Below are 12,678 nucleotides of genomic sequence, written 5' to 3' on the forward strand. Positions count from 1 at the left end.
TTGAAATTTAATTACTCTTCGATGATGACCTGGGCAGCCGCAAATTCCCGGCTATGGGTGATGGACAGATGAGCCGTCTCTCCCTCCGGCTTTGAAAAATAAGGCTTGCCGTTTCCATCCTTACTGATTTCAATATCCTGAAACGAAAGCGCCGTCCCAATCCCGGTCCCATTCGCTTTGGCGTAAGCCTCTTTCGCAGCAAAACGCCCCGCCACATATTCAACCCTCCGCCGTTCATTTAATGAAAGGGACGCATCCTCTTCCCTGTCCGTCAGGATTCTCTTCACGAACTTCGGCTGCCGTTCCATTAATTCCCGTATGCGCCCGATCTCCACAATATCCAATCCTATTCCTTTAATCATATGTGATTCCCCTTCTACTCTTGTCCTATCTTGCATAATTTAATATTGGACCCCACTCGAGATTTTTTGCATTTTCTTATACTATAGTACTAACCGTGTTTTTCATAAAATGATTTATAAAAAGTTCCAGCCTATCTAGGAGGATACAATATGTTTGTACGGACTGAAAGTTTTTCTCAATTTTTGCGGTTCTATCCTATTATTTCCTTGATTGTACTGATTCATATCGTCCTTTTCACAGTGAGCACCCTCCCTATTTTCCCTCAGTTGTGGGTGTATGAACAGCTGGCAGGTGTGAATGTATTCATCAAAGAGGGGGAATGGTGGAGGTTGATCACCCCGATCTTCGTCCATATGGGATTCGCCCACCTTTTATTCAATTCGTTTTCCCTTGTATTATTCGGGCCGCCACTGGAAAAACATCTCGGAAAAGCAAAATTCCTTGGTCTTTATTTAGCAAGCGGCGTGTTTGCGAATATCATCACGTATATGATCAAACCCCTCACTTATAGCCATGTGGGCGCATCAGGAGCCATATTTGGATTATTCGGCTTTTATATCGCCATGATCGTCCAGAAAAATCATTTCATCACCAGGGAAAGTCGACAGATCATCCTCCCTATCGTCATCATCGGGGTTGTGATGACCTTTATGCAATCAGGCATTAACATCACCGCTCATATCTTTGGATTGATCGCGGGATTTGTCATCGGATGGATCTCGGGTAGGAAGTAACGAAAGAAGCGGCCCGCATATGCCGGCCGCTTCTTCTCTTACTTACCATGGGAAAACCAGGAAGCGATCCTTTGTACATCGTCTTGATCAAGATCCCTGACAGGACTCGCATAGCCCGCAACTCCCGATTTCACTGTGGTCGTAAGACTCCCCAGTTCTTTTCTCTTTTGGAACCAGCTCACTTTCGCATCCAGTGACTGAATTCTGCTTTTTTTCATATACATGGTATTCTTCAGGACGCCTCTATAACGTAACGTTAATTGTCCTCCATCAATCCTAAAGCCTCCTGCGCGGTATTGAAAGTAGCCGAGAACACCAAAGGGCAGGGCCAATAGAGCCGCCCAAAGGCCATATGGCCAATAGAAATAACTCAGAGCGGCGGTAGGCACCAATACCCATGCGGTTTGTCTAAACACATACCTTCTCATGGAGTGTCCCGGCAGCCCCTTGAAATCATTTTCAATGATATAGTCAGGAAACAAACCTGCTAACAACTCAGGTACCCGCTCCTTCTTTACAATCGGGAATAACTTTATACTCATGCTATCTTTCTCCAAAACAGATCCGCCTGCATTTTCAATATGCACGGTACAATAGCCGATCAGCTGCCTGACCGGATTCTCCACAATCCTGATTCCCTGAACCCGATTAAGGGGAACCGTCACCTGCTTCTTCTCAAGGAGCCCCCTGGTGATCACGATATGATCATCGACTACCCTGATCTTAAAATCACCATAAATAATGAATGTCCAAATGATCGATAGCAACCAGGCAAGAAGCAGTCCGATAAATGCAGTCAATGCGACAATGAAAATCCCGCTTTGGATAAAAACGGACACTTCTTTATACACGGCCTCATACGGAATAAGTTCATTGAATTGCGACAGGAAGATGGCTACACCCGAAATGATGACACCTACTCCACCCGAGGTCGCCGCCAGTACCCAGATGTCTTTAGTCCCCAGAGTGAAAACGGGTTTCTCATTCCGCTTTTCAGGTTGTTCTACCGGAAGATCCCCTGTAACCTTTTGGCCCTTTTTCTCCTGATAAATCATCTTTTCTAAGTCGGCTGCTTCTTCTTTTGAAATGGCCGTCAGTTCTGCTTCTGATTCCCTGGAGTTTGAAGAACCGGCTGTTTCAACCTTCACCTTTACAAGACCAAATGGACGATGAAGCACGCCCTCGGAGAAATTCAGGCTCTGGATCCGGTCAATCGGGATATACCGCTTTTTCTTTACAAAAAGCCCATATTCAATCCGGAGCTCACCCTCTTCTACACGGTAAGTAAATCGCAGCCATTTAATGATCCCGAATACGAGGACGATGACGAGAACGACAGCCATGGATAAAAGCGGGAGATAGTCCCAAAACCCGTTCTTCTCTCCCCGGTTGTTTATGACAAACAGAAACACGAAGGGTACAATCAAATCCTTTAATTGCTTAATGAAACTCGCCACTGCCGAAATGGGATGAAGACGTTTGTGCTCAGACATCATCTTCCGCCACCCTCGCCAATTGTGAGATTGAATTCCTCAGCTCATCCGCTTCTTCCATATTCAATGCCGGAATCTCATGAACGGTGGCTGCCGTCGATATCGTAATCGTCGAGAGCCCATACCTTTTTAAAATCGGCCCCTGCACGGTATCCACGTGTTGAACCCTCACCATAGGAACCAGCGTACGCTTTACAATGAAGATTCCTCGCTGCAGTTCAATTTCCTGCTCCCTCACTTCATAGCGCCATCTCTTCCATTTTATCTGCGGCAGCAAATGAGCAAACACATATGTAAAAATAATGAAGACCGATACTGCTATAAACGTTACCCACCCGGGCCACTCAAATATGTAAGTGAGGACAATGGCCCCTGCTGCAAGCAACGCCACCACCAGCGATTCCAACACCCCATAAATTCTCCATACCTTCAAGGCCATGGGTGATATTCTCTTTTGCGGTTCCCCTATCATTTAAATCCCCCTCACGTCTCTCTTACTAAATCTTACAGTATATATATACGATTTGGAACAGAGATGGTTTCAGAGAATGTCATCAGCTATTTTAAAATAAAAGAACTCTTATCGAGCCATTCGATCCCTTCCCTCCCCTGTAAATCTTCCACCAGCCTGAACAAGGCGTCATCCTTTTGTTTCGCTTCGATCATACAATCGATTTCTTCGACCGATCCCTTTATTCCGTGAAGGAAATCCAAAAACATCCGTGAATCAATATAATCCGCATGAGCTTTGTATTCTTCTCGGGACCTGGGACTGGATATATGCATCTTCACTGGGAGCGGGGACTCACTCCACGTCCCAATCACTCTTTCCCAATCCAGTAACCAGTCCCTTTCGTGATAGGCTAGATGATGATGATAATCAAATACAAGGGGGACCCCTAATTTTTCACACAAATACAGGGCATCGGCGGCACTGAACACCGTATCGTCATTTTCAAGGATGATCATCCGCTGAAGAGAGACAGGCGTCAGCCCCCAATTGTGGATGAATTGCTCAAGTGCCTTTTCTTTATCCTCATACGCCCCGCCCACATGAAGAACACAGCGGTGGGTCGGATCGATCCCCATCCCTTTCAACAATGCTTCGTGCATATTAAGCGTTTTAAGCGTGTTCTTCAACACATCCACATCACTGGAATTCAAGAGGACAAAATGATCAGGATGAAAATCGACCCTCATGGGGTGCAGGGTTAAATACTCTTTTATTTCATTGAGCTCTTCCTTTAAAGGAGAGATGAAATCCCATCCCTTTAAGTCCGGATGATTCGCAAGGGGAATTAATTTTGAACTGAATCGGAAGAAGTGGATGTCATTCAGGACATTATGTTTTAAAAGACGCAGGCAATTATTTAGATTCGACCGGGCAATCCGCTCTAACTTATGGATTGCTGCTTCCCGATCCTTAATACCGGAGAATTGCTTATAGGTCATCGTTTGGGAGGGTGAGGCATTTTGCAGATTCACGCTCATGGCCACATAGCCGAGTTTTACGAGTGTCATGGGTGGTGGACTCCTTTTTTGGGTTAGTATGTGCGCTCTTGCTGGGAATTATCTTGTGGTTTTTGAATAGATGACCGATTTTGTGCATCCTTCGGTTTGGAGCTGAAAGGATTTCAATAGTTTGTAGGCTGTGTTTCTTGAGTGCAGGTGGAGGAATTTTCTTAGTTCGCTATTGGTGAGGTGGCTGTTTATCAGTAAGAAGTATTCTTCAATTGTTGTGATGTGTGCAGTCTTAGAAGAGTGGCGGCACTTTGAGCAGGACCAGGATGCACTGACACGGATCATGGGGATGTGGCAGCAGTTATCGCAGCGTACACCGGTGAGAATGTCGCTTTTTGTGAGGGAGTAGGCCGTTAGAATATCTATTTCGGGTTCTTCGTGCTTTTTTAGTATGAGTCTTTTTAGCTTTAAAAGTTCTTTATCCGTAACGGTTGGGGTTTGGTTTTTCTCATTCAATTCCTTCATCTTAGCGATGATATTTTGAGCATGGATAATCTGTTTGTAAGGATCGTCCGGTGCAGGGTATACAGTGTAATTCAGTGTGGTTGAGGGGTTGCTGAATACGACGAGGTGTTCGATTGGCGGATGCTTTATTTTGTGGGTAATGAACCATTTTTGGAGTAATAATTTATATCTTTGCACTTGGGATACCGGGTCGACGAATCCTTCTGTCACGCCTTTATGAGTCCGGGTTAGCTGTTTGATGATCGGATCGATGGTCACTGTTCCTGATATGTTTTTTACTTCGATGATCAAAATATAGGATGGAGTGAGGATGAGAAAGTCCATTTGGAAATGGTTTGATAAGATGGGGAGTCTTACATTATGAAAGACCTTGTATTTTTTGTCCTTTAGAAAGGTAAGGTGGTAGTAAACCGTGGATTCTCCATTGTAGCCTGCCCTTCTTTTTCTTAAATCTTTTTCTATGAGGGGGATCTTGGGATGATGATAGACGATCCGAACTGATAATGCTTCGGTTTTTTCAAGAATAATCGGGATTTTTAGCTCTTTGCAGATCAATTGATCACTCTCCTTTTAGCGGTCTTGGATATTTAGTTCTCCTCAGGTTGAGAAATTCCTTCTTCAGATTGGAAATATTAGCATATTAATATTAATTGCGTCGTTTTGGGGCCTGATTGCGTCATTTTCCGAATAATTGCGTCGTTTTTTTATTTATTGCGTCATTTTAAGTGATAATTGCGTATTTTTACATAAATTGGAATTTTAATTCAACACCCCACCCCTTCCAAACCCATCCCAACAAAAAAACACGACAACCCAAAGGTCATCGTGTTCCATTCAATCATGAATTGTTATAAGATTTACGTTTGCTTGATGATTGTGGTCTGCCGCCGCCAGTACGGTTGCGATCTCCGCCACGGCTTCCGCCTCCGCGATTTCCACCGCTGCTGCGTGGTGCTCCACCACGGCTGCCGCCTTTACCACTGCGTGAACCGCCTTTGTATCCACCGCCGCGATTTCCGCCGCCGCGATTTCCACCTCTTGATGGTAATGGACGCTCTTCCGTGATTTCAACTGGTGTTGTATCAGGCTCTTTTGTCAATACACGGATCGCTGCCGCTACTGCTTGAACAGGATCGTGATCTCCAAGGAATTCTTCCGCTAATGGATAGTAATCTTTAAGATCACTTTCCTTTGCTGCTTCAACAAGCTTCTCTAATGCCAGGCGCTGCTGGCCTTCAAGAGCTTCGTTTAAGCTAGGTGGCTTAAGGGCCGTCATTTTCTTCTTCGTTGTTTGTTCAACAATCTTCAGGTAACCCATTTCTCTTGGTGTGACAAAAGTGATGGACATACCCTTCTTACCTGCACGACCTGTACGTCCGATACGGTGAACGTAACTTTCAGGATCTTGAGGAATATCAAAGTTGTATACATGCGTTACGCCGGAGATGTCCAGTCCACGGGCTGCAACGTCTGTTGCGATCAGGATATCGATGCGGCCTTCTTTGAACTTCTTAAGGACCGTCATACGACGGGCTTGAGAAAGATCTCCATGAATACCTTCAGCAAGGTAGCCGCGGATGCTTAAAGCACGTGCTAATTCGTCCACTCTGCGTTTTGTACGGCCGAATACAATCGCAAGTTCAGGTGATTGTACGTCGATTAAACGGGAAAGTGTATCGAATTTTTCTTTTTCGCTCACTTTTGTGAAGTATTGTTCGATATTTGAAACCGTTACTTCTTTTGATTTCACCTTGATGACTTCCGGCTCTGTCATGAAACGGTTCGCAATGCGACGGATCGGATCCGGCATTGTGGCAGAGAATAGAAGTGTTTGTCTTGTGCTTGGAACAGTCTCAAGGATGCTTTCGATGTCTTCGATGAAGCCCATGTTCAGCATTTCGTCCGCTTCATCAAGTACAAGCGTTTCAACGTTTTCAAGGTTAAGTGTTTTACGTTTGATATGGTCAAGAAGACGACCAGGTGTACCTACGATGATATGAGGGTTCTTTTTCATCGCGCGGATTTGACGCTGGATGTCCTGACCTCCATATACGGATAGTACGCGGGCACGCTTGTCAGCTCCGATTCGGTATAACTCTTCAGAAACCTGGATCGCAAGTTCGCGGGTTGGTGCAATGATCAGTGCCTGCACTTTAGGGTTCTTCACATCGATCTTCTCGATCATCGGAATACCGAATGCTGTCGTTTTACCTGTTCCTGTTTGTGCCTGACCGATGATGTCCTTACCTTCTAAACCGACTGGGATCGTACTTGCCTGAATTGGTGTTGCTTCTTCAAAGCCCATACGTTTAATTGATTTCAACGTAGATGCGCTTAAGTTTAAATCTGCAAACTTAGTCAATGTTACATTCTCCTTTAATTTACATCTTTTATAACTAATCAATATCTGATTATATTTTTAGGTCGGAACGAAATCTTACCCACCGAAAGACTTCGGTATCTAATCTAAAACCGTCTATATGAGATGTTTAGTTTTATGTTTGGTACAAAAAAATACACTCTTCAAAATAGAAGAGCTAGCACGTCCAACAAATTAAGAACTATGTTGTAGTTATGTTACCACTTCTAGAAAGGAATTTCAATCTAATGTCAAATAGTCACTCTATTCACTTTGCAGGAATTGGTAGATCTTATCAAAAAGATCGTGCTTGTCTTCGCTGTGACAAATCAAGTGTTTTGCTTCTGGGGAATAAAATAGGTTTTTCTCCTTTGAGGAAATAGTCTCGTATATATATTTCGCTGCTTTAGGGGGGACTATTCCATCATTCTCTCCTTGGGCGATGAAGGTGGGGATGCTCACCTTACGAAGGAGTGGACGAGCAATACGGACGACTTTCCTGAATTCGTTTGTGGACAGAATCGGGGTTTGGGTCACCTTGGATTTGTATCGTTTGTACAGCTCGTTTTCAAGGATATTTCCTTGTATTCCTTCTTTGATTAAATTTCCAATATCTTTCAGCAACTGTTTAACATTTATATAGTAAGCCGCCGCACTTAAGAGCACAAGCTTATCTATATCGTATTTCACCGAAAGGTAAGAAGCAATCAATCCACCCATTGAGAAGCCGATGACGTACACCTCATCGCATGTATCCAACAGGGCCTGAAGCTCAGATTCAGCATGTTCGATCCATTCGATATGTTTGATCCCTTTCAGTTCAAGGGTTTCCCCATGACCAGGGAGTGTTGGTACGACGATTTCCCAATCGGTCCGTTCTTGAAGGAATTCTGCCAGTGGTTCCACTTCAAATGGGCTTCCTGTAAAACCATGGATTAATAAACAACCGATCATGTTATCCCCACTTACTTATCACAAAGTAGGGAGCGAGCCTCACTCCCAACATGTACAGGCTCATTTTGCTCATTTTTTTAAAGGTTTAAACTTATGCCTTCAATCCATCGATGACTTCTTCAAGCTTCATCCCTCTGGAGGCCTTGAATAGAATTAATTCATCCCCTTTAATGATGGATGACAGCTTCTGAGTCAGGCTCTCTTTATCCGTAAAGGAGTGAACCCGGTCTTCAGGAAAATTCTCCAGGGCCCCTTGTGCGATGACGGCTCCCAATTGACCGAATGTAAATACATGCTGAACCTTCTCACGATCGATCAAACGTCCGATCTCCTGATGGAATGCTTCCTCATCATCCCCAAGCTCCAGCATATCACCAAGCACAAGAATCTTGGTACGGAACCCTTCAAGTTCCGAAACAAGCCCAATGGCCGCTTTCATGGAAGTCGGACTCGCATTGTAGGCATCGTTGATGATGCTTTCACCTTTCTTCCCTTCCACCATTTCCATTCTCATTTGCGTCAGCTTTAACGACTGTAAGCCTTCTTTCATCTCATCTACGCTGAGACCGAAGTGACGCGCGATCAGGATTCCGGCCAGGGCGTTATGGATATTATGCTGCCCTAAGACAGGAAGAAAGAATGTTTCGCCTGCAGCGAGAGAGGTTTCAAAAGAGCTTCCCTGGTTATTCATCTCGATTTTTGTCGGGTAAACCGTATTGGATTCGCTTCTCCCGAATGTCTCCACGTGATTGAGGTCGAGTTCCCGGACACCTTCCTGTAAGAGAGGTTCATCTCCGTAGTAGGCAAACAGCCCATCCGGCTTCAGGCCTTTCACGATTTCCAGTTTGGCTTTCGCGATTCCTTCCCGGGAGCCGAGATCCTGAAGATGGGATTCACCGATATTTGTGATGATGGCTGCATCAGGCTGGGAAATTTCCGATAGAAGTTCGATTTCCCCGAATCCGCTCATCCCCATTTCAAGGACCGCCACTTCTGAATCCTGCGGGAGGGAAAGGATCGTCAAGGGAAGACCGATGTGGTTATTATAATTCCCTTGCGTTTTATGAACCCGGTATTTGACGGACAGTAGATTGGCCACAATGTCCTTGGTGGTCGTTTTCCCGTTGCTTCCCGTTATGCCGACGACCTTTAGATCAAGCTCATGGCGATACTGATTCGCAAGCGATTGAAGGGCAAGCAGGGGATCTTCCACTACCAGCACAGGAATATCCTTCGGTGGATGAGGGACATTCGCATCCCACAGGGCGGCAGAAGCTCCATTTTCGATCGCCTGTCTGACAAACCGGTGACCGTCCACGTTTTCCCCTTTGAAGGGAACAAAAAGATTCCCATCCTCGATTTTTCTTGTATCAATGGAAACCCCCTTCACGATCACCTGGTCAAACGCGGAAAGATCGTTTTTCACATCTAGCATCGTACACATCTCTTTAATCGACTTTTCAAACATTCGTTTACTCCTTTTACTCATTTTTTCAAAATGAACAGGGACTGCCTTTAGACGGTGAATCCTCTGGTCAGTCCCTGGTTGACTACATCGTATGTTTAATGGTCTGTTTGTCTTGATAGCGTTCCAGGCCAAGCTCCACGAGTTTCCCGATCAAGTCAGGATAATCGACTCCCGTGTGCTTCCAAAGAAGAGGGAACATACTGAATGGCGTGAAGCCGGGCATTGTGTTCACTTCATTCATAAAGATTTGACCATCTTCCGTCAAGAAGAAGTCTGCACGCACAAGCCCTGAACAATCAAGTGCTTTGTACGATTGAATCGCAATTTCCTTCATTTCGTTGTAAATGCTTCCCTCTACCTCAGCCGGGATGATGAGGGCTGTATCCCCATCCTCGTATTTCGCTTTGTAATCATAGAAATCTTTCTTAGGTACGATTTCACCTGCCACCGAGCATTCCGGCTGGTCGTTTCCAAGGACGCCAAGCTCGATTTCACGGGCCTTCACGCCTTCCTCGATGATGATCTTGCGGTCGAATTGGAACGCTTCAGAGAAAGCCCTATCCAATTCTTCACGGGACGTACACTTACTGATCCCGACAGATGAACCAAGATTGGCAGGTTTCACGAAGCAAGGGTAACCAATCTCCTCTTCCACTTGTTTGTAAGCGGCTTCCGGGTTCCCCTTCCATGTGCTGCGGATGAACCACGTGTAGTTGACTTGTGGAATGCCCGCCTGAGCAAATAAGTTCTTCATGATGACTTTATCCATTCCGGCCGATGAAGCGAGGACGCCGTTTCCGACATACGGAAGATTCAGGAGCTCAAGCATCCCTTGAACCGTCCCGTCTTCGCCGTTCGGTCCGTGAAGCAATGGGAAGATCATGTCGTAGCCTTCCGATTCAGAAGGAGCAATGGATGTACTCAATGCATTAGGGGCGATCTCTTCTCCTTCTTTGAACTGCAATGCTTTCACATCATCAACGGGTGCATCGAGCTCCGGGCCTTTGATCCACTGCCCTTCCGTCGAGATAAAAATAGGATGGATTTCATATTTATTTAGATCCAGGGCACCGATTACGGCCTTGGCTGTCTGCAAGGATACATTATGTTCAGCGGATTTACCGCCGTACAGTAAACATAACTTCGTTTTCATGTATTTCGTTACCTCCAATATTCACAATAGATGTTTCTATTTTATCACTTTCACCGGAAAGGGAAAGAATGATTCCTTTGAAAATAAAAATTACCACATTGGTCTTGATTCAAATGGCATTCGAGGAACCGCCCATTATATATGTATGCAAGTGAAAACCAGTCCGGCGACACTTTTACCATTATTATTCTGAATACACTTAAGATTCCGCCTTTTTGAAAACCTATTAAAATATCACTCTGCAAGGTGTATAATCCTCCTATCAAAAACATTTGTATTTTCAAGGAGGACACCCAGATGAGAAAGTTCGGTTTACTGCCTAAGATCCTTTTAGGTATTGCGTTAGGTATTGTTATCGGAGCATATGCACCAGAATGGTTTGTTAAAATCTTCGCTACATTCAATGGATTATTCGGTAATTTCCTTGGGTTTGCGATTCCGCTGATCATCATCGGCTTTATCGCTCCGGGAATCGGCTCCATGGGTAAAGGGGCAGGGAAACTCCTTGGATTGACCACTGCTCTCGCATATGGTTCGACGGTGCTTGCGGGTTTACTCGCCTTTACGGTTGCGAAGTCTATTTACCCAACTTTACTCGCAAATCAAACGTCCCAATCATTTGAAAATCCCGAAGAAGCTCTCCTCAAAGGATTCTTCTCAGTGGACATGCCTCCTATCATGGGCGTGATGTCGGCACTTCTCATCGCGTTCACCATCGGACTTGGAATGGCCGCCATTAAAGGGGACACCCTCCAAAAGGGCATGGATGAATTCAGGAACATCATTGAACTTGTCATTGAAAAAATCATCATCCCACTCCTGCCGATTCATATTCTTGGAATCTTCGCCAATATGACGCAGGGTGGACAGGTAAGTGCCATTATGTCTGTATTCGCGAAAGTCTTTGTCATGATCATTCTCTTACATCTTATCTTTTTAGTTATTCAATATACAGCTGCCGGTACACTGAGAAAGCAAAATCCGCTATCCATGATGAAAGGGATGCTTCCGGCATACTTCACGGCACTCGGAACACAGTCTTCTGCATCAACCATTCCGGTGACCCTTGAACGTTCCAAGAAAATCGGTTCCAGAGAACGGATCGCCGACTTCTCTGTCCCGCTTCTTGCAACGATTCATTTATCAGGAAGTACCATCACCCTTGTCAGCTGCGCCATGGCGGTCATGTTCATCCAGGGTGAAGCACTTCAGTTCACTCAACTATTCCCGTTCATTTTGATGCTCGGCATCACAATGATCGCGGCACCCGGCGTTCCAGGGGGAGCTGTAATGGCAGCCCTCGGATTACTTGAAACGATGCTCGGATTCGGACCGACTATGACGTCCCTCATGATCGCCCTTTACCTTGCACAGGACAGCTTCGGAACAGCCTGTAACGTAACGGGGGACGGTGCCATCACATCCATCGTAGACAAACTTACTCAAAAGAAGAAAGCTAGTGTATCTTCTATTAAAGCAAGCTGAGCTTACAGAGGTCCGTCCCTCACTTTAGAGGGACGGACCTCTGTTTTTTATTATCATCGATTCTGATTATTCCTTATATTTTCTGTATAATGGAAATAGTAACATAATAAAGGAGTGCTCATGAATTGAAATTAACCGGTCGGCGTGTAACACTTAGACAAATAGAAGAGAGAGACCTTCCTGCCCTATGGGACTATATTTATGGTGATCCATCACCCGAGTGGAAAAAGTGGGACGCCCCCTATTTTGAACATAAGTATGTTCCCCTTGAAGAGTATATAGAGTCATCCATCCGGAATAAAAATCGCAGCGATGAATTTCAGCGCATCATCGAGGTCGACGGAACAATCATCGGAACCATCGGATATTACTGGGACTACGAGCCAACCAGATGGCTTGAGGCAGGGATTGTCATATATGATCCGGCCTACTGGAACGGCGGGTATGGAACCGAAGCCTTATCCCTTTGGATCGACCACCTTTTCACCACAAAGGAAATCGGTCGTGTCGGCATCACGACGTGGTCAGGAAATGAACGGATGATGAAGGCCGCGGAAAAAGTCGGCATGCAGCTTGAAGGACGCATGCGAAAATGCCGCTATTACAATGGCGTCTATTACGATTCCATCCGCATGGGCATGATCCGGGAAGAGTGGGAAGAAAAACGCGCTCTCTAAAAAAGG

12 protein-coding genes are annotated in these 12,678 nt (G+C 45.2%); 3 read left to right on the forward strand and 9 right to left on the reverse strand.

Annotated elements, in window-relative coordinates; genetic code table 11:
* Window positions 1-11 precede the first annotated feature (11 nt).
* Window positions 12-362: a holo-ACP synthase gene (gene acpS / locus CN378_RS06350; protein WP_098351072.1), complete on the reverse strand. Its 351-nt coding sequence runs from the start codon at window positions 360-362 to the stop codon at window positions 12-14.
* A 150-nt stretch (window positions 363-512) separates the two neighbouring features.
* On the opposite strand from acpS, the gene CN378_RS06355 reads away from it, so the two are divergent.
* Window positions 513-1,097, forward strand: a complete 585-nt coding sequence (locus tag CN378_RS06355; RefSeq protein WP_098351073.1) for a rhomboid family intramembrane serine protease — start codon at window positions 513-515, stop codon at window positions 1,095-1,097.
* A gap of 38 nt (window positions 1,098-1,135) precedes the next feature.
* On the opposite strand, the gene CN378_RS06360 is transcribed toward CN378_RS06355, so the two are convergent.
* From CN378_RS06360 to CN378_RS06395, 8 genes are all read right to left on the reverse strand, one after another.
* Window positions 1,136-2,590, reverse strand: a complete 1,455-nt coding sequence (locus CN378_RS06360; protein ID WP_098351074.1) for a PH domain-containing protein — start codon at window positions 2,588-2,590, stop codon at window positions 1,136-1,138.
* Window positions 2,583-3,062 (reverse strand): PH domain-containing protein, encoded by a 480-nt coding sequence (locus tag CN378_RS06365; protein ID WP_098351075.1) that lies wholly within the window; start codon window positions 3,060-3,062, stop codon window positions 2,583-2,585. Before CN378_RS06365 ends, CN378_RS06360 begins: the two co-directional genes overlap by 8 nt.
* Window positions 3,063-3,148: 86 nt before the next feature.
* The gene (gene uvsE / locus CN378_RS06370; protein ID WP_098351076.1) at window positions 3,149-4,111 is read right to left on the reverse strand and encodes a UV DNA damage repair endonuclease UvsE; all 963 of its coding nucleotides are present in this window, start codon (window positions 4,109-4,111) and stop codon (window positions 3,149-3,151) included.
* 48 nt (window positions 4,112-4,159) lie between these two features.
* Window positions 4,160-5,131 carry a nuclease-related domain-containing protein gene (locus tag CN378_RS06375; RefSeq protein WP_098351077.1) on the reverse strand — a complete coding sequence of 324 codons (972 nt, stop codon included), beginning with the start codon at window positions 5,129-5,131 and terminating at the stop codon, window positions 4,160-4,162.
* A gap of 283 nt (window positions 5,132-5,414) precedes the next feature.
* On the reverse strand, window positions 5,415-6,938 hold the full coding sequence (cshA, locus tag CN378_RS06380; protein WP_098351078.1) for a degradosome RNA helicase CshA: 1,524 nt from the start codon (window positions 6,936-6,938) through the stop codon (window positions 5,415-5,417).
* A 261-nt stretch (window positions 6,939-7,199) separates the two neighbouring features.
* The gene (locus CN378_RS06385) at window positions 7,200-7,889 is read right to left on the reverse strand and encodes an alpha/beta hydrolase (RefSeq protein WP_098351079.1); all 690 of its coding nucleotides are present in this window, start codon (window positions 7,887-7,889) and stop codon (window positions 7,200-7,202) included.
* 91 nt (window positions 7,890-7,980) lie between these two features.
* Window positions 7,981-9,357 (reverse strand): UDP-N-acetylmuramoyl-tripeptide--D-alanyl-D-alanine ligase, encoded by a 1,377-nt coding sequence (locus CN378_RS06390; RefSeq protein WP_098351080.1) that lies wholly within the window; start codon window positions 9,355-9,357, stop codon window positions 7,981-7,983.
* Window positions 9,358-9,439: 82 nt separating this feature from the next.
* Window positions 9,440-10,510 (reverse strand): D-alanine--D-alanine ligase, encoded by a 1,071-nt coding sequence (locus CN378_RS06395; protein ID WP_098351081.1) that lies wholly within the window; start codon window positions 10,508-10,510, stop codon window positions 9,440-9,442.
* Between the two features lie 297 nt (window positions 10,511-10,807).
* Here CN378_RS06395 and CN378_RS06405 point away from each other — a divergent pair, with 297 nt between their 5' ends.
* Both CN378_RS06405 and CN378_RS06410 read left to right on the forward strand, forming a co-directional pair.
* Window positions 10,808-11,995: a dicarboxylate/amino acid:cation symporter gene (locus CN378_RS06405; protein ID WP_098351083.1), complete on the forward strand. Its 1,188-nt coding sequence runs from the start codon at window positions 10,808-10,810 to the stop codon at window positions 11,993-11,995.
* A 125-nt stretch (window positions 11,996-12,120) separates the two neighbouring features.
* Window positions 12,121-12,672, forward strand: a complete 552-nt coding sequence (locus CN378_RS06410; RefSeq protein WP_098351084.1) for a GNAT family N-acetyltransferase — start codon at window positions 12,121-12,123, stop codon at window positions 12,670-12,672.
* The last annotated feature ends 6 nt before the right edge of the window (window positions 12,673-12,678 follow it).

The organism is Bacillus sp. AFS015802 (assembly GCF_002561455.1).
Lineage (GTDB): Bacteria > Bacillota > Bacilli > Bacillales > Bacillaceae_B > Rossellomorea.